This is a genomic window from Candidatus Diapherotrites archaeon (assembly GCA_030688545.1).
GTDB lineage: Archaea > Iainarchaeota > Iainarchaeia > Iainarchaeales > VGJJ01 > VGJJ01.
Genome location: JAUYHT010000006.1, coordinates 299,892 through 314,491, shown reverse-complemented (window position 1 = coordinate 314,491; position 14,600 = coordinate 299,892). Strand labels below are relative to the sequence as shown.

Annotated in this window: 27 protein-coding genes and 1 tRNA gene; all 28 read left to right on the top strand. The window is 53.1% G+C overall.

Annotated features, from left to right (window positions below; translation table 11 throughout):
- The first annotated feature begins 3 nt into the window (after positions 1–3).
- The 28 genes from Q8P05_04625 (at position 4) to Q8P05_04490 (ending at position 14,530) form a co-directional block, all read left to right on the top strand.
- Positions 4–771 carry a S4 domain-containing protein gene (locus Q8P05_04625; GenBank protein ID MDP2666750.1) on the top strand — a complete coding sequence of 256 codons (768 nt, stop codon included), beginning with the start codon at positions 4–6 and terminating at the stop codon, positions 769–771.
- Positions 768–1,283, top strand: coding sequence for a 50S ribosomal protein L5 (locus Q8P05_04620; GenBank protein ID MDP2666749.1), 516 nt, complete (start codon positions 768–770; stop codon positions 1,281–1,283). Before Q8P05_04625 ends, Q8P05_04620 begins: the two co-directional genes overlap by 4 nt.
- A gap of 22 nt (positions 1,284–1,305) precedes the next feature.
- Positions 1,306–1,452 (top strand): 30S ribosomal protein S14, encoded by a 147-nt coding sequence (locus Q8P05_04615; protein MDP2666748.1) that lies wholly within the window; start codon positions 1,306–1,308, stop codon positions 1,450–1,452.
- Positions 1,453–1,466: 14 nt separating this feature from the next.
- Positions 1,467–1,859, top strand: a complete 393-nt coding sequence (locus Q8P05_04610) for a 30S ribosomal protein S8 (protein ID MDP2666747.1) — start codon at positions 1,467–1,469, stop codon at positions 1,857–1,859.
- 17 nt (positions 1,860–1,876) lie between these two features.
- Positions 1,877–2,428: a 50S ribosomal protein L6 gene (gene rplF, locus Q8P05_04605; protein ID MDP2666746.1), complete on the top strand. Its 552-nt coding sequence runs from the start codon at positions 1,877–1,879 to the stop codon at positions 2,426–2,428.
- Positions 2,425–3,129, top strand: coding sequence for an eL32 family ribosomal protein (locus Q8P05_04600; GenBank protein ID MDP2666745.1), 705 nt, complete (start codon positions 2,425–2,427; stop codon positions 3,127–3,129). Before rplF ends, Q8P05_04600 begins: the two co-directional genes overlap by 4 nt.
- Before the next feature lie 13 nt (positions 3,130–3,142).
- Positions 3,143–3,580 carry a 50S ribosomal protein L19e gene (locus tag Q8P05_04595; GenBank protein ID MDP2666744.1) on the top strand — a complete coding sequence of 146 codons (438 nt, stop codon included), beginning with the start codon at positions 3,143–3,145 and terminating at the stop codon, positions 3,578–3,580.
- A complete protein-coding gene (locus Q8P05_04590) occupies positions 3,577–4,161 on the top strand; it encodes a 50S ribosomal protein L18 (protein ID MDP2666743.1) in 585 nt (194 codons plus the stop codon). Before Q8P05_04595 ends, Q8P05_04590 begins: the two co-directional genes overlap by 4 nt.
- A complete protein-coding gene (gene rpsE, locus Q8P05_04585; GenBank protein MDP2666742.1) occupies positions 4,158–4,952 on the top strand; it encodes a 30S ribosomal protein S5 in 795 nt (264 codons plus the stop codon). The genes Q8P05_04590 and rpsE overlap by 4 nt, the downstream gene beginning before the upstream one ends.
- Entirely contained in the window at positions 4,952–5,413 is a 462-nt protein-coding gene (locus tag Q8P05_04580) for a 50S ribosomal protein L30 (protein MDP2666741.1), read from the top strand. The genes rpsE and Q8P05_04580 overlap by 1 nt, the downstream gene beginning before the upstream one ends.
- A gap of 10 nt (positions 5,414–5,423) precedes the next feature.
- Positions 5,424–5,909: an uL15m family ribosomal protein gene (locus Q8P05_04575; protein ID MDP2666740.1), complete on the top strand. Its 486-nt coding sequence runs from the start codon at positions 5,424–5,426 to the stop codon at positions 5,907–5,909.
- Positions 5,906–7,291, top strand: a complete 1,386-nt coding sequence (gene secY / locus Q8P05_04570) for a preprotein translocase subunit SecY (GenBank protein MDP2666739.1) — start codon at positions 5,906–5,908, stop codon at positions 7,289–7,291. Before Q8P05_04575 ends, secY begins: the two co-directional genes overlap by 4 nt.
- 109 nt (positions 7,292–7,400) lie before the next feature.
- A complete protein-coding gene (locus Q8P05_04565) occupies positions 7,401–7,868 on the top strand; it encodes an EMC3/TMCO1 family protein (GenBank protein ID MDP2666738.1) in 468 nt (155 codons plus the stop codon).
- Positions 7,869–7,874: 6 nt separating this feature from the next.
- A complete protein-coding gene (locus Q8P05_04560) occupies positions 7,875–8,216 on the top strand; it encodes a 50S ribosomal protein L34e (protein ID MDP2666737.1) in 342 nt (113 codons plus the stop codon).
- Positions 8,213–8,437 (top strand): 50S ribosomal protein L14e, encoded by a 225-nt coding sequence (locus Q8P05_04555; protein MDP2666736.1) that lies wholly within the window; start codon positions 8,213–8,215, stop codon positions 8,435–8,437. Before Q8P05_04560 ends, Q8P05_04555 begins: the two co-directional genes overlap by 4 nt.
- A gap of 17 nt (positions 8,438–8,454) precedes the next feature.
- Complete coding sequence (gene rpsM, locus Q8P05_04550) at positions 8,455–8,940, top strand: 30S ribosomal protein S13 (protein MDP2666735.1); 486 nt, start codon at positions 8,455–8,457, stop codon at positions 8,938–8,940.
- Positions 8,941–8,946: 6 nt separating this feature from the next.
- Positions 8,947–9,588 (top strand): 30S ribosomal protein S4, encoded by a 642-nt coding sequence (locus Q8P05_04545; GenBank protein ID MDP2666734.1) that lies wholly within the window; start codon positions 8,947–8,949, stop codon positions 9,586–9,588.
- Positions 9,589–9,594: 6 nt separating this feature from the next.
- Entirely contained in the window at positions 9,595–9,984 is a 390-nt protein-coding gene (rpsK, locus tag Q8P05_04540; GenBank protein MDP2666733.1) for a 30S ribosomal protein S11, read from the top strand.
- Positions 9,985–9,996: 12 nt separating this feature from the next.
- A complete protein-coding gene (locus tag Q8P05_04535) occupies positions 9,997–10,764 on the top strand; it encodes a DNA-directed RNA polymerase subunit D (protein MDP2666732.1) in 768 nt (255 codons plus the stop codon).
- Positions 10,765–11,008: 244 nt separating this feature from the next.
- Positions 11,009–11,092 (top strand) — tRNA-Leu (locus Q8P05_04530).
- 131 nt (positions 11,093–11,223) lie between these two features.
- Positions 11,224–11,592: a 50S ribosomal protein L18e gene (locus tag Q8P05_04525; GenBank protein MDP2666731.1), complete on the top strand. Its 369-nt coding sequence runs from the start codon at positions 11,224–11,226 to the stop codon at positions 11,590–11,592.
- 1 nt (position 11,593) lies between these two features.
- On the top strand, positions 11,594–12,088 hold the full coding sequence (rplM, locus tag Q8P05_04520) for a 50S ribosomal protein L13 (GenBank protein MDP2666730.1): 495 nt from the start codon (positions 11,594–11,596) through the stop codon (positions 12,086–12,088).
- A 5-nt stretch (positions 12,089–12,093) separates the two neighbouring features.
- Positions 12,094–12,501: a 30S ribosomal protein S9 gene (gene rpsI / locus Q8P05_04515; protein MDP2666729.1), complete on the top strand. Its 408-nt coding sequence runs from the start codon at positions 12,094–12,096 to the stop codon at positions 12,499–12,501.
- A gap of 15 nt (positions 12,502–12,516) precedes the next feature.
- Positions 12,517–12,711: a DNA-directed RNA polymerase subunit N gene (locus Q8P05_04510; GenBank protein ID MDP2666728.1), complete on the top strand. Its 195-nt coding sequence runs from the start codon at positions 12,517–12,519 to the stop codon at positions 12,709–12,711.
- 6 nt (positions 12,712–12,717) lie between these two features.
- Complete coding sequence (gene rpsB / locus Q8P05_04505) at positions 12,718–13,452, top strand: 30S ribosomal protein S2 (protein MDP2666727.1); 735 nt, start codon at positions 12,718–12,720, stop codon at positions 13,450–13,452.
- 58 nt (positions 13,453–13,510) lie between these two features.
- On the top strand, positions 13,511–13,753 hold the full coding sequence (locus tag Q8P05_04500; protein ID MDP2666726.1) for a hypothetical protein: 243 nt from the start codon (positions 13,511–13,513) through the stop codon (positions 13,751–13,753).
- A 7-nt stretch (positions 13,754–13,760) separates the two neighbouring features.
- Positions 13,761–14,126 carry a hypothetical protein gene (locus tag Q8P05_04495; GenBank protein ID MDP2666725.1) on the top strand — a complete coding sequence of 122 codons (366 nt, stop codon included), beginning with the start codon at positions 13,761–13,763 and terminating at the stop codon, positions 14,124–14,126.
- Positions 14,126–14,530, top strand: coding sequence for a hypothetical protein (locus tag Q8P05_04490; protein ID MDP2666724.1), 405 nt, complete (start codon positions 14,126–14,128; stop codon positions 14,528–14,530). Before Q8P05_04495 ends, Q8P05_04490 begins: the two co-directional genes overlap by 1 nt.
- Positions 14,531–14,600: the final 70 nt, after the last annotated feature.

Genomic DNA, 14,600 nt, shown 5'->3' with positions numbered 1-14,600 from the left:
AATATGGCTAAGAAAGGAAACCCCACCAAACAGAAGCGCCTCGCCGTCGCCCCCATCCGTCATCTCCAGAGGAAGAGACACGTGTGGGCCATCCGACAGAATTCGGGAGGATATACCCGGGAAACCAGCGTGCCCCTGGGATTCGTGGTGCGCGATCTGCTGAAAATAGCCCGCACGCTCCGGGAGGCCCGCCAAATTATATCCGCGGGAAACATCCACGTGGACACTATCCCCCGGAAGGAATATCGGTATCCCGTGGGGTTGTTTGACATCATTTCCATCCCCACCGTGAAGAAGCAATACACCCTCCTCCTGGACGGGAAAGGGAGGTTAATGACCCGTGAAACCCCGGCTGATCGAGCGGGCCAGAAGCCAGTGAAAATCGTTAGAAAAACTAGGGTGAAAGGGAACAAAATCCTTGTCCAGACGCAGGATGGGTATGTCTATTCGCCGAATAATGACGTTCTCATGAAAGTGGACGATTCGGTTATTGTCCAGATGAAAGACGGACACGTGATGGGGGAACATCTCCCCCTACAGAAAGGGAGTCGCGTGTTTATCATTGGGGGGACCCACGTCGGGGAAGTGGCGAAAGTGGAGGAAATAGTGCCCGGCACGATGAAACGGAAGAAATTAGTGAATCTGGCCGAGGGAAAAGAGAAATTCCAGACGACGATACGCAATATCATGGTCATCGATGAGACGACGGCGGGATGGATACAGGAAACGAACCCCCTCATCCCTATTTCCTCTGAGGAGGAAGCGCCATGAAAACAGATAATCCCATGCGGGGGATACGCATCGAAAAGGTCACCGTCAACATGGGGGTGGGGGAAACAGGGGAACCCCTCAAGAAAGCAGGAGAAATTCTGCACAAGATAACGGGTATGAAAGTGGTGCAGACCAAATCCAAAGTGAAGATTCCCGCGTGGGGAATAAGGGAAGGCCTTCCCATCGGGGTGAAAACCACGCTTCGCAAGAAAACAGCGGAAGCATTCCTCAAAAACGCCCTCGTCGCCAAAGAGAACACACTCACCAAACGCAATTTCGACAAAAATGGGAACCTTGGGTTTGGGATCAGGGAATATATCGATCTCCCCGGAATCAAATATGATCCCAAGATGGGAATCCGGGGTTTCGATGTCCTGGTGACCCTGGAACGGAAAGGATACCGCATCAAACGCCGCGCCCTTCGACCCGGGAAAGTGGGAAAACATCACCGCATCACCAAAGAGGATGCCATGACGTTCATGAATGAAACATTCGGGGCAAAGGTGGTTTGAGATGAATGAGGCCAAACAACGGATGAAGCAAGAGAAAAAAAAGCGGCCGCGACCCTTCTGCAAAAACTGCAAAAACAACAAGGGCCTGATCCGCAAATATGGGGTTGACTTATGCCGACGATGCTTCAAAGAGTTCGCCCCCATGATGGGATTCAAGAAGTACGAGTGAGGAGGAGACGGAACATGACACAAATGGACACCCTGGCCGACGCGCTGACGCACATCCGAAACAGCGAAAACGCCTCCAAAAAAACAATCCTCCTCAAACCAGCGTCCCGCCTCCTGGGAGAAATATTACGCGTCCTCCAGGCGAAAGGGTACGTGGGTCATTTCGAACCAGTCGAGGAAGGAAACAAACGCCTCTACCGAATTGAACTCATCGGACGCATCAATCAAGTGGCCGCGATCAAGCCCCGGTATGCGGTGAAACGGAATGACTTCGAACGGTTTGAGAAAAGATACCTGCCCGCCAAGGACATGGGCACGATCATCGTGTCCACCTCCCAAGGGGTGTTGGCGCACGATGAGACTAAAGCTAAGGCTATCGGGGGGAGGCTCCTGGCCTACGTCTACTAAAAAGGTTTCCGAACAGGATGGATAATTATATGGGAGAACAGATCATCACCACCCGGCTGCCCGCAGGCACCACCGCCCACTACGAGGGGGGAACGCTTACCTTTACCAAAGGAAATACCTCCACCCTCAAGATCCTGCGCGAGCCATCGGTTGAGGTGAAAGTGGAAGGAGAAGCCATTATCCTCACCCCCCTCAACACCAAACGGAAGACCCTGGCCATCCTCCGAACGTATGAATCGCATATCAAGAATCTCATCCACGGGTTGCAAACCCCCTATGTGTACACCCTGGCCATTGTCCACTCCCACTTCCCCATGAATGTGAAGGTGAAGGAACGGACGCTTGAAATAGCTAATTATCTGGGAGAGAAAAACCCCCGCTTCGCCCGGATCGTGGGGGATAATACTAAAGTGGATGTGAAGGGAAAATTAATCACCATCACTGGCAACAATGTGGAAGCGGTCTCCCAGACCGCCGCCAACATCGAGAATGCCTGCCGCAACACGAAAAAAGACCAACGCGTATTCCAGGATGGGATTTACATCACGAGCAAAGGGACCCCCGCATGACCGACGAAACCAATATTCCAGCCAACTCGCCTGTCGCGCCGGAAAAAAATGCTCGCCCCAATCAGCCAGCCGGCCAAACCCAAACGGATCAAAAGACATCGAAGCCTGTTTCCATCAAAAGTAAATCTATCGGTGAGAATATGTCCCAATCAGAAACAAAAACAGCAATTCCTGAAGGAACAAAAACGGCTACCGACCCCGCTAAACCCACTCTTAATGATAAAAAAGAATTGAAGAAAGGGGCAAAAAAGGACGAGAAATTAGGGGTGGAAAAAACCGTCAAGAAAAAAGGGAAAAAGGACGCATGGGTGAAAAAAGAGAAGGTGCGCACAGAAGATACGATAAAGGCCATCCAGGGAGATCTCATTGGAAAATGGAAACCCGTTTTCTGGGGACGGTTTGGAAAAAAGAACCTGCGCACGCGAAACAATCCTAAATTTGACAAGTGGCGCAAGCCCCGGGGCATTGATATCCTGCGCCGCAAAGATGATGGAGCCTACCCCCAAACCGGGTATCGGATGCCCAAAACCATTCGGGGAAAACACCCTTCCGGGTACGACGAGGTGCGGGTCGCCACGAAGAAAGAGTTGGATAGCCTGGGAAAGACTCAAGCGGCCCGCATCGCCGCTACGGTGGGCCGGAAAAAGCGCATCCAGCTCATCACCTATGCGAACGAAAAGAAGATCAAGGTATTGAACTGACGGAGGATGCCTGATGAATCCACGCAAACTCAAACGCATGGCCGCCGACATCCTGGATGTGGGAGAAAGCAAGATCTGGATCAACCCCACGGAAATAAAGCCCGCCACGGAAGCCATGACCCGGGATGACGTGCGCAAACTGGTCGCCCAGCGCATCGTGCGCAAGCGGAAAGACCATTATCATTCCCGCGGAGGTGCACGCATCCTGCACGCCAAGAAAAGGAAAGGACGCAAATCAGGCATGGGGAAACGCACCGGCACCAAGAAAGCGCGGACACAACCCAAGAAGCAATGGATCGCCCGCGTCCGATCCCTCCGCAAAAAACTGCGCGAGATGCGAACCAGTGGCGAGCTGAAAGGAAATTACGCTAAACTCTACCGCCAGGTCAAAGGGAACGTGTTCCGAGGAAAACGCCACCTCGAGACTATTGCCAAGGAGGAAAAGGCATGACCAAGACGAGCACGTTCCAAACCTCCTTCCGACGGCGACGGGAAGGGCGCACCAATTATACCAAACGGCTCGCTTTCCTCAAAAGCGGAGCCGTGCGCGCGGTCATCCGGAAAAGCACCAACCACGTGCGCGTACAATTCGTCCGATCCGAAAAGGGAATGGATCATGTTATCACAGCCGCTCATACGGGGGAATTATCCACGTATGCCTACACGGGGCATGGGGGAAATATTCCCGCCGCTTACTTGGTGGGGTATCTCGCGGGAAAGAAATTTCTGGGGAAAGAAGGGAAGGCCGCCATCATTGACATTGGGGTGCAACGCCCCATCCGGGGCACCCGTTTATTTGCCACGGTGAAAGGCCTCCGCGACGCAGGGATAAATATTCCCGCTAACCCGGACGCTTTCCCCGCCGAATCCCGTCTGAAGGGGCAGCACATCGAAGCCTTCGCGGGACACGAGGCGTCTAAAAAGCATACGGTGCAGTTCTCCACATACGCCAAGAAGAATGGGGATTGGCCCGCATTCTCACGCATGGTGGAACGGGCCAAGCAGCAGATTGAAATGGGGTTGAAGTCATGAGAAACGATCGACGAAAACCTATTGGAAAAGGACCCCGACGCGGGGGAGGAGATTCCCGACGTGGAATCAGTCCCCGGCGAGGGGAAACCCCCGTGGATGGGGACACCCCGACCCCCGCGATGACCCGGGGAGAGGAGATGCGGCAACAGGCATTGCTGGACTGGAACCCCAAGACGGAAGCTGGGCGCCTAGTGAAACAGGGGGATATTTCGACGATGGAAGAGCTGTGGGCCCGCAACCTCCCCATTAAGGAAGAACCCATCGTGGACCTCCTCATCCCTGATCTCATGGACAAGCTCATTGACACCCGAAAAACAGCCTATGTCCGTTCTTCTGGAAGGAAGTTCAACTTTTCTGCTTTCGTCCTGGTGGGGGATGGGAAGAAATATATCGGATTGGGCATGGGCTCGGACAAGGAAAGGTTCCCAGCCATTCGGAAAGCCACGCGGAATGCCAAGATGAACCTCATGCCCGTGCGCACCGGCTCAGGGAGCTGGGAGGATTTCTCTAAGACTACGCGGAGTGTTCCATTCAAGGTGACCGGACGTTCGGGAAGTGTGCGCGTCACCCTGCACCCCGCCCCCCGGGGCACCGGTTTAGTGGTGGGGCAGCAGATCCAGGATGTTTTCAGGTTCGCCGGAATAACGGATGTTTGGGGACAAACTAGAGGGTCGAGCGACACCAAACTCAACTTCGTGCGGGCTGCCTATAATGCCCTTGAACGATTGAATCGCGTGCGCATCTCCCCGGACATAGAACGAAAATTCGCTGCCACGGGAGGGAATACCTGATGCTCGCCCTCATCCGCATTCGGGGTTTGAAGGACGTGCGTCACGACATACGAAAGACATTGGACTTGCTCCAGCTCGACCGGAAAAACCATTTAGTGCTGGTGCCCGATAACCCGGTGACGAAAGGAATGATCCACAAGGTGAAGGATTACATCGGGTATGGGAAAATAGCCCCGGAGACCATCGCCCAATTGCTTGCCAAACGGGGTCGAAGGCCAGGTGACTTACGGGTAACGGACGACTGGCTGAAACAGCATCACCTTGCCTCCTTCGAGGAAGCGGGGAAAGCCATTGCGGAAGAAAAAATCACGCTCATAGCCTTAGGAATCAAACCCGTTTTCAGGCTGAATGCCCCTCGAGGGGGATTTGCCAGGAAAGGCATTAAAAAATCCACCCGGGTGGGAGGGTCGCTGGGACCCTATACGAATGGAATTGATTCTCTGGTCCAGTCGATGATGTGAGGGAAAGAATATGGTCGTACGCCGCCAAAAAACGAGAAACCGCACCCAGCTCGGGAAACGCACGCATGGACATGGGAACACCAAGAACAACCGGGGCGCGGGAAATAGGGGTGGAAGAGGACGAGCGGGAAGCCAAAAGCACAAGTTCTCCAAATACTGGCAGACATTCGGACAGAAAGTACGATTGAAAGGCCAACCCAAAGGGAAAGCTTTGAACGTGGGCCAGGTCGCCGCCGCCTTGCCCGGGTGGAAAGAGAAAGGATGGGTCAAAGAAGAAGAGGGGATGCTCATCGTGGATGGGCGGCGCGTGGGAATATCCAAATTACTCGGGGGAGGAGAAATAGGTATCCCCATTTACGTTCAACATATACGCGTATCCGAGAAAGCGCGCACCAAGATAGAAGGCGCGGACGGAGAGATAGAAGAAGGATTCGAATCCGGCACGGGCGAGACGAAAGTCGCAGACCCTGTGGCGGGGGAAGGAGATAGCCCATGAGCGGCTTCTTCGAACGATTAGACCCAATCCTCAAGCTCCTTCCCGAAGTGCGACGGCCCGAAACCACTCCCACGCTCAAGACACGCCTGATTTACAGCGCCCTCGCCCTCATCCTATTCTTCGCCATGGGGCAAGTAGCCCTCATTGGGCTGACGGGAGAATCCGAGGTCCAATCGGAAGCCCTGCAGACCATCCTGGCCTCGGATATTGGATCCCTGATCACGGTGGGGATTGGGCCGATTGTCCTGGCTTCCATCATTCTCCAACTATTGGTGGGCGGCGGATTTTTGAAGATTGACCTATCCATTCCAGAGAACAAAGCCCGGTTCACGGCGGCTCAGAAACTGTTGGCTATTATCCTATCCTTCTTCGAGGGAGCGGCCTTCTTGGGATTCGGAGTGCAGGGAGTGGGGTTTCTCACGGCAGCCCCAGGGATGTTCCTTTTCGTTGTTCTACAGATCGCGGTGGGGAGCATTATCCTCATGTACTTGGATGAGTTAGTCAGTAAGTGGGGGATTGGGAGCGGAATAGGATTGTTCATCGCCGGAGGGGTGTCGCAAGGATTCTTCTGGCAAGTATTCCGGCCCGCGGACGCCTTCGGGAGCGCAGGACGTATCTTCACCATCGGCCAGGCTTTGCTGGAAGGAAACGCCTACCAGGCCTTCGTGGGTTTTCTACCCATCATATTCGTGCTACTCATATTCCTCGTCATCGTATTCGCAGAAGGGATGCATGTGAACATTCCCATCGCCATGGGGCAAACCGGGGCGGGAGGAAGATTTCCGGTTAAACTCCTCTATGTGAGCAACATGCCGGTTATCCTGGCGGCTGCCCTGTTCGCCAACATCCAATTATGGGCGGCCATCACCCAAAGCATCCCGGTGGCGAACACCATTACCTCCGGCCTCGCATGGGCCACCAGCTACCCCCAAGTGGGGGGAGGATTTTCTCTCCTGGAGGGGCTGTTGACACTCGGAATTACTTCTTCTACGGGAATGGAGGTGCTGCAGGCGTTAGTCTATATTCTCCTCCTCGTGGGAGCGTGTGTTGTTTTTGGACGATTCTGGATCGAATTAGGGGGACAGGGAAGCAAAGCGGTCTCCGAACAACTGGATAGGAGTGGGATGAGCATCCCGGGTTTCAGACGGGATCCAAGAATCATGCAGAAGGTGTTGGACCGATACATCCCCCACGTCACCATATTGGGGTCCATTTTCGTAGGACTCCTCGCGGGCCTCTCGGATATCACCACGGCCTCCCTGGTTTCCGGAACAGGGGTTTTGCTGACCGTGGGGATCGTGTATCGGTTATACGAGGAACTGGCGAAGGCGCAGCTCATGGACCTGCACCCCGCCCTCAAAGGATTCTTCGGGGAAAAATAGGAGGAACGACGCGGAACCCTTGATACCTTTTAAAACATTCCCCAGGGGGTGTAGGTGACGAGGACCTGCCTTTTCACCTGGAAAAAGGGGGTTTTTCGTCTAAAACACGATGTTAATCAATGCGGGCGTGGATTTGGTGTTGATTGCGGGCGCAATCGTATTCGTATCTCAAATCCTGCAAATCGTGCTGATCGACCGGAAGGAATTCAGGAAAAATCAGAAAGAGATGAAAGCCAAGAGTCAGGAGCACCGGGAACTATTGAAAAAAGGAGGGGCCAGCAAAGACGAAATCGACCGCGTCCAACGCGAGATGATGGAACTCACCACCAAGAGCATGAAACACATGCCCAAGATGATGATTGGATCTATCCTCGTCGTGCTGCCGCTGTTCGTATTCGCCACCAGCATATATCATGAAGCCAAAATCGATCTGTTTTTCCCCCTCACCCTCGTGTGGGATCAGGCGGATTGGTTCTGGTGGTATATGCTCTGCAGCTTGATCATCAGTTTTACGGTGAACCGCGTGCTCGCCCTATATGAAGACCGCGCGGAAAAGAAGATATTATCTGGAACGTGAAAAACCATGCCCAACAAATCCGATCGACGAAAACTCCGCGGGTTCCGCAAGACCGCCAAAGGGACCCGAATGGTAGTTCGCGATAAAAAACGAAAAATACTCCGCTCTGCCCTCACCAATGAAGTGCTGCATGGCGTTCCCCATGGGACGAATCCTAAAAAGATGAGCAAGCTCGCCAAGACCCATCGCCGACCTTCTGTTCCATTTGGAGGCATCCTGGGAACAAAGGCGCGAAGGCGCGTGGTGCATGAAATGGCCCTCGTGGCCGCGGGAAAGAAAACCATAGGCGATGTAGATCTGCCCCTTCAACCGTATGTCGATCACCTCCTCCGGAGGGAAGCCGCATGACCCTTTTTGAAATAGGCCGGGTTTGTTACAAATCCTCTGGGAGAGACGCGGGGAAAAAAATAGTCGTCGTCGGAGCATTGAAAGATGGATTCGTATTAGCGGAAGGAGCGCGGACCAAAAGGAAATGCAATGTGCGTCATCTCATCCCAACCGAGAAGAAAGTAAAACTGGCCGCCGATTATACGCATAAAGATATCACCGACATGTTGAAGGGGAATTAGGGGGAAAATGAATAGTTATGGCTGAGAACCGATATATCGTGCGTATCGCCGGACGCGACTTGAATGGGAACAAACCTATTTATCACGCCCTCGCCGAGATCAAGGGGATCGGCACGCGCATGGCACGCATCCTCGCTTATGAATTCGAACGGGTGCACCACGTATCCCACTTGACTAAGATCGGGGAACTCCCAGAAGACATGGATGCCCACCTCGAACAGATCGTGCTGAACCCACTGCTCCATCAGGTGCCCCTGTGGGCTGTTAATCGCCGCCAAGCCATTGCCGGAAAAGATGGCCATCTCGTCATGAACGACCTGGATTTCGCCATCCGGAATGATTTGCAGACGATGAAGAAATTGCACTCCTACAAAGGCGTGCGACACTCCCTCGGACTAACCGTACGCGGGCAACGCACCAAGACGAGTGGACGAAAACGAGGCGCCTCGGTGGGTGTGGATAAGAAGAAAGAGGCTCCCGCCACGAAGGGAGAGAAGAAGTGATATTTTATGGGTGATCCGCGACACTTGAAAAAGAAATATGGGAGCCCCAAGAAACCGTGGGACCGGAAAATTCTGGAACACGAGCGACAGATGGTCGATTCCTACGGCTTGACCAATAAGCGAGAACTCCGACGGGTCGAAGCCATATTACGGAAGAAACGCGCCAACGCCAAAGCGGTGCTGGCCCTCCCTCTAGAAGAACGACCGGCCCGGGAGAAAGAACTTTTAGACAACATGATTAAACTGGGCATCATGCGGGGAAAACCCACGCTCAATGATGTGCTCTCCCTCACGGTTGACAGCTTCCTCGAACGACGCCTCCAAACCGTGGTGTGGCGCAAGCGCCTGGCCAACACCTCCAAACAAGCCCGCCAATTCATCACGCATGGACACATTTCCCTGAATGGAAAGAAAGTGACGATTCCCTCCTATGTTGTAACCAAGGATGAAGAGGTCGCCCTGGCCTACTATGGGAAGCCCATGATTCTCCTATCCCCGGATGGGAAAGAGAAGGACCGGAAACAATTGGAGAATGAATTCGCGGAAGCCCGCGGCGAACCCCAAGGGGTTGAAACCCCATTAGTCGGAGAAGAAGGAGAAGCTCCTGTATCTCCCGAAGCAGCCGACGCCACCGAGGAAGGGAAGTGAACCCCCATGGCCAACGACAAAATAGGACTGATCCACGTGTTCGCGACGCACAACAATACGATTATGCTCCTCACCGATGTGACGGGAGCGGAAACCCTTGCCAAGTGCTCAGGGGGAGTGGTTATCAAGACCCAACACAAAGAAGGAAGCCCTTATGCCGCCATGAAGATCGCCGAAACCATCGCGCAGAAAGCACGGGAAAAAGGCATCGACCAAGTCCACGTGAGAGTGCGCGCGAAAGGGGGCATCCGACCCCGCAATCCCGGGCAGGGAGCCGAAGCCGCCATCCGGAGCTTGACACGGAATGGGATGCGGATTATTTCCATCGAGAATGTAACCCCTGTTCCCCATGATGGGACACGCAAGAAGAAAAAACACCGGAGCAAAAAGGTCTAAGAGGGAATGAACATGGCGAGAAACGTGATAAAAGTTTTGTCGGAGAAAGGGAGCCGAACCCAACTCCTGGTCAAAGGGACAAATCTGGCGACGATGAACGCCTTGCGCCGCATCATCATGTCTGAAGTACCTACGCTCGCCATTGAGGAACTGAGTATCTATGAAAACAATGGGGTGTTATTCGACGAATTCATAGGACACCGATTGGGACTGGTTCCTATTTCCATGGATCCCAAATCCTACAAACTGGGAGACAAAGTGAAAATGACCCTTGAAGCAGAAGGACCCTGCACGGTGTACAGCGGGGACATCAAGATCCTGGATGAGGGAATCCAAGTCCTGGACAAAAAGATTCCCCTGGCTAAGCTCAAAGCCGATCAACACATTCGGCTGGAAGGGGAATGCGTCGTGGGGGTGGGGAAGGATCATGTCAAATACCAACCCGCCATCGTGGGCTACCGCATGTTACCCCTATTCACGATTAATGAGAATATTTCCCCCGAAATGGGAGAAAAGCTGGTGAAGAGCTGTCCCGTGAACATCATTGAAATGAAAGGAAAGAAGATCAGCATCACGGAACCGAGCGACTGCACCCTCTGCGGGCATTGCGAGGAAGTGGGTGGCGCGGGAATCATCCAAGTCGACCCAGATGAAAGCGGGTTCGTCATGACGATGGAAGGAACCGGGGCCCTCTCAACCAGGCAGCTCGTAGAAGAGGCCATTTCGATTATGGAAAGCAAAGCAAAAGACTTCGCCGACCGGGTGAAAGATGGATTGTGACCAGCCAGAGGCACCCACTGCCCCTAGCGCCTTTTAACCGATTCGGAGCCATTTTCCTAGATGGAAGCGGTTTTGACCCCCCAGATTTCCCAAAAAGAAAACGGGGGGATAGCCAATTCTTCGGGATTATTCCACAATGAAAAGTTTGTTTGATTAAGCCTTTTTCCAAAAGGAAAGGGTTTTTTGATCAAACTTTTTTCAAGAGGAAAGGTTTTTGATCAAACTTTTTCCCAAAAAGTTTGTGGCACGGGTTCCCGAGCGGTCAAAGGGGCCAGACTTAAGATCTGGTGGCTTAGTGCCTTCGGAGGTTCGAATCCTCCCCCGTGCATGCCCAAATTCCATTTGGGCGTTTGGACATGGGGAGGTTTCTCGGAAACCTCCCGGCTAAAAGGTTTTCGCCAACCTTTTTCTAATTTCCCGGTGGCCAAAAAAAGAAAAGAATATTATCAGGTGAAAAAAATGAAACGAAGCGGACCAACCAATCCAATGACGCGACAACTCGTGGTGCAGTTGGACAAGCAGGGAAAAAAGACCAAGCAGAATGTGTTCCGCACGCTCGCCACGCTCATCCAAACTTCCACCCGCAACCGGGCGGAAGTGAATGTGGATCATCTCAATGGGATGGCCATCCGATTCAAGGACAAGGTATTCGTCGTCCCCGGAAAAGTCATGGGGAAAGGGGATGTTTCTGAGAAGATGGAAGTGGCCGCCCTGGGGTTCTCGCAGGCGGCGAGAGATAAAATCACGGGGAAGCAAGGAACGATTTACACGCTCGCCCAATTGATTGAAAACAATATTCCTTCCTCTCGGATGATGGTGGTGAAATAGAATGACCAACCCCCCTATAACTAAAAAACCAGCTTCCTCCCCACCCAGTAGGGGGGATGCGACACACCATGTCGATGCGACTAATCTCGTGGTCGGGCGTCTGGCTTCTCACGTGGCGCAAGACTTGCTGAAGGGGAAGCGTGTGATTATTGTGAATGCGGAGAAGGCCGTTTTCACTGGAAATCCCATCGTGCTCTCGACCCGCTGGCAAAAACGACTTGATTTACGTCCCAAAGGAAATCCTGAATTCGGACCCCGCTTCTCTAAAATGCCCGACCGCATCCTCAAAGAGATCATCGAGGGGATGTTGCCCTCCAAACGGATGCGGGGACGCGAGGCTCTGCGGCGTTTGCGGGTTTACATCGGGACACCCACCCAATATGAAGGAAAAACATTTGAACCACTGGAAAAAGCCCGCAATCAGAGAGCCAAAGGGGTTTTTAGCGTGTTGCAATTAGCCGAATCCATCGGGTACACCGGATTGAAAGACAGGTGAATGACATGGCGAAACGGAAAAAGCAAATGATGTTCAAGGCCAAGAAGAAAGAGGCTATCGCCAAAACCATCATCTCTCCCGGGAGGGGGGTGGTGAGGATCAATGCCCGCCACCTGAATCTCGTGGAACCCCCTGAGGTACAAACCTTTATCCGGGAACCATTGCTCCTGGCGGGGGAAGCGGCCCATGCATTCGATTTTGATGTCAGGGTGCAGGGATCAGGGCCCATGTCCCAAGCGGTGGCGGTTAGGGCCACGCTGGCCAAAGCCTTAGCGGAACATCTAGGGGATGACCTGCGAAAGAAATACCTCCAATACGACCGGATGCTCCTCGTGGACGATCCCCGGCGGACCGAACCAAAGAAACCTTTAGGGCCCAAAGCACGGAGGAAGAAACAGCATTCCAAACGCTGATTCGGAGGGAACCATATGATCATGCCAGTACGATGCTTCTCATGCGGAAAACCCGTCGCGGGATACCATGACGAAATTCAATCCCGTGTCAAGAAGGGAGAGAAATGGGAAGATATTTTCCAAGAATTGGGGATAACAAGGTATTGTTGCCGACGAATGCTCCGCAGTCATGTCGAATTAATCGATGACGTGATGCGATATAACGTGTGATTGCCGATGACTGACAAACAAGATGATATCCAGAACACCCCCGTCGGGACTAATCCCCTCATGGAGAAATACCTTACTTCCGGTGCCCACATCGGCGCCCGATTCAAATCAGGGGATATGGGAAAGTACATCTACAAACAGCGTCGGGACGGGCTAAAAGTGCTGGATATCCAGATGATTGACCAACGCGTCAAGCACGTGGGACAATTCCTCTCCCGGTATGCCCCGCATGAAATTATTGTGGTCAGCCGAAAGATGTATGGGAAAACACCGGTTGAAGAATTCGCCGCGACCATCGGATGCCGCGCGCTCACCGGACGATTCGTGCCCGGAACATTTACCAATCCCGAAGGGAAGGAATTTTTACAACCCAAAGTGGTCATCATCACCGAACCAGAGTCCGATGTGCAAGCCATCCAAGAAGCCTCCCTCGCCCGGGCAGCTGTAGTGGCATTAGCATCAACGAACAATGAACTCAGAAACATCGATGTGGTTCTTCCCGTGAACAATAAAGGGCGCAAATCCCTGGCCCTCATCTATTGGCTCCTGGCCCGGGGCTATTTAATCGGAACGGGAAAGATCGCGGATGAAGAATCCTTTACCAGGACGCCCGAAGAGTTCGAACACCCGGTGCGGGAAGGGGATGACGATGGTGCGCGCAAACGCCGACCCCGCATGGGTGGGAATGGGGGACGAGGGAGAGGACGTTTTTCCCGCTACGACGAGGCCGCCTCCGGATAACTTTTCTCCAAAATGACCATTCCCTTAAATAAGGGGATTTCGTCCAAAATAGGAGCGCATGCTCCTCCAATCCCTCACGGAAAACGTCCAATTGGCCATCACCATATTCCTATTCATCTGGATCTACAACTGGGCCAAAGGAAATGTGGGGAGCACCAAGCTCGCTTTCGTCACGGCCCTTGTAATCATGTTCCTCACGTTTTACCAGTTTCCCGAGCTCGTGTGGGGGCTCGTTTTTTTATGGGCTTTCGCTACATTCGGAAAAGACGTTTTCACCAAAGTGAACGTCTTCGGGAAGTGAACGACGCATGGACTCCTTCACGTACGCGGTGGCGGTGTTCCTGCTGGCCTTCACCATGCAATACAGCCAGATCTGGCTGAGCCTCGCCATCCTCGTATTTTTGCTCATCAGCCTACGCTCAATTCCGGGAATATTGCTCACGCTCGTGACAGGGGTCGTATTTTTCATCTTCGGGGGGGCGCTGAAAGGAGAATTACTCTATGTCGTCGTGGCGCTCGTGGGATTGGCCTATTTTGTGGGAGTGAAGCCTTCGGAGGAACAGGCCGCGATGTCCCCCGACATGCTGGCGATGCTCCAGGGAATGGATGGGGGTATGGGCGGCGGCATGGGAGGAGGAATGGGTGGATTTGGAGGCATGGGGGGCGGCCACTAATGAGTGAGGGAGGATGGATTCTGCTATTAGTCATTCTCGTGGCGCTCGCGGCGACGGGAAACCTATTCTGGCTAATCGCAGGCGGCCTGCTATTTCTCGTGTACATGGTTTTCTATTCCACTCGGACGATTACCCGAGGGGCCAAAAAAGGGATTGAAAAGGCCAAAAAAATATACGAGGAGGAATACCACGCCATGGAAGCGGCGAAAGGAAGCCATCCCAAAGGGACATTCGAAAACATAGGAAAAGCCCTCTCGGAGAAGACCCAAGAAACCATCCTCCCCAAAGGAGCCAAATCCTATAAGGACGCATACAATTACCAATGGAACATCCCCCAACCCATGCACGCCCTCGCCACCATGGCGGAACAATTCTGGGACGGGCTACACAAGCTCTTCAAATGAAACTTTTTTAAAAACTTTTTAGGAAAAAGTTTTATCAAAAAATCGACTCAGAAAAAAGCTTCCTCATCAA

Bases quoted from the DNA above. Each gene is read 5' to 3' on its own strand.
- Q8P05_04500 (MDP2666726.1), top strand. From the start codon at position 13,511: ATGCTCCTCCAATCCCTCACGGAAAACGTCCAATTGGCCATCACCATA.
- Q8P05_04620 (MDP2666749.1), top strand. From the start codon at position 768: ATGAAAACAGATAATCCCATGCGGGGGATACGCATCGAAAAGGTCACC.
- secY (MDP2666739.1), top strand. From the start codon at position 5,906: ATGAGCGGCTTCTTCGAACGATTAGACCCAATCCTCAAGCTCCTTCCC.
- Q8P05_04490 (MDP2666724.1), top strand. From the start codon at position 14,126: ATGAGTGAGGGAGGATGGATTCTGCTATTAGTCATTCTCGTGGCGCTC.
- rpsK (MDP2666733.1), top strand. From the start codon at position 9,595: ATGGCCAACGACAAAATAGGACTGATCCACGTGTTCGCGACGCACAAC.
- Q8P05_04560 (MDP2666737.1), top strand. From the start codon at position 7,875: ATGCCCAACAAATCCGATCGACGAAAACTCCGCGGGTTCCGCAAGACC.
- Q8P05_04545 (MDP2666734.1), top strand. From the start codon at position 8,947: ATGGGTGATCCGCGACACTTGAAAAAGAAATATGGGAGCCCCAAGAAA.
- Q8P05_04525 (MDP2666731.1), top strand. From the start codon at position 11,224: ATGAAACGAAGCGGACCAACCAATCCAATGACGCGACAACTCGTGGTG.
- Q8P05_04565 (MDP2666738.1), top strand. From the start codon at position 7,401: ATGTTAATCAATGCGGGCGTGGATTTGGTGTTGATTGCGGGCGCAATC.
- Q8P05_04555 (MDP2666736.1), top strand. From the start codon at position 8,213: ATGACCCTTTTTGAAATAGGCCGGGTTTGTTACAAATCCTCTGGGAGA.
- rplF (MDP2666746.1), top strand. From the start codon at position 1,877: ATGGATAATTATATGGGAGAACAGATCATCACCACCCGGCTGCCCGCA.
- Q8P05_04615 (MDP2666748.1), top strand. From the start codon at position 1,306: ATGAAGCAAGAGAAAAAAAAGCGGCCGCGACCCTTCTGCAAAAACTGC.
- Q8P05_04610 (MDP2666747.1), top strand. From the start codon at position 1,467: ATGACACAAATGGACACCCTGGCCGACGCGCTGACGCACATCCGAAAC.
- Q8P05_04575 (MDP2666740.1), top strand. From the start codon at position 5,424: ATGGTCGTACGCCGCCAAAAAACGAGAAACCGCACCCAGCTCGGGAAA.
- rpsI (MDP2666729.1), top strand. From the start codon at position 12,094: ATGGCGAAACGGAAAAAGCAAATGATGTTCAAGGCCAAGAAGAAAGAG.
- Q8P05_04510 (MDP2666728.1), top strand. From the start codon at position 12,517: ATGATCATGCCAGTACGATGCTTCTCATGCGGAAAACCCGTCGCGGGA.
- rpsB (MDP2666727.1), top strand. From the start codon at position 12,718: ATGACTGACAAACAAGATGATATCCAGAACACCCCCGTCGGGACTAAT.
- rpsE (MDP2666742.1), top strand. From the start codon at position 4,158: ATGAGAAACGATCGACGAAAACCTATTGGAAAAGGACCCCGACGCGGG.
- Q8P05_04625 (MDP2666750.1), top strand. From the start codon at position 4: ATGGCTAAGAAAGGAAACCCCACCAAACAGAAGCGCCTCGCCGTCGCC.
- Q8P05_04595 (MDP2666744.1), top strand. From the start codon at position 3,143: ATGAATCCACGCAAACTCAAACGCATGGCCGCCGACATCCTGGATGTG.
- rplM (MDP2666730.1), top strand. From the start codon at position 11,594: ATGACCAACCCCCCTATAACTAAAAAACCAGCTTCCTCCCCACCCAGT.
- rpsM (MDP2666735.1), top strand. From the start codon at position 8,455: ATGGCTGAGAACCGATATATCGTGCGTATCGCCGGACGCGACTTGAAT.
- Q8P05_04580 (MDP2666741.1), top strand. From the start codon at position 4,952: ATGCTCGCCCTCATCCGCATTCGGGGTTTGAAGGACGTGCGTCACGAC.
- Q8P05_04600 (MDP2666745.1), top strand. From the start codon at position 2,425: ATGACCGACGAAACCAATATTCCAGCCAACTCGCCTGTCGCGCCGGAA.
- Q8P05_04590 (MDP2666743.1), top strand. From the start codon at position 3,577: ATGACCAAGACGAGCACGTTCCAAACCTCCTTCCGACGGCGACGGGAA.
- Q8P05_04535 (MDP2666732.1), top strand. From the start codon at position 9,997: ATGGCGAGAAACGTGATAAAAGTTTTGTCGGAGAAAGGGAGCCGAACC.
- Q8P05_04495 (MDP2666725.1), top strand. From the start codon at position 13,761: ATGGACTCCTTCACGTACGCGGTGGCGGTGTTCCTGCTGGCCTTCACC.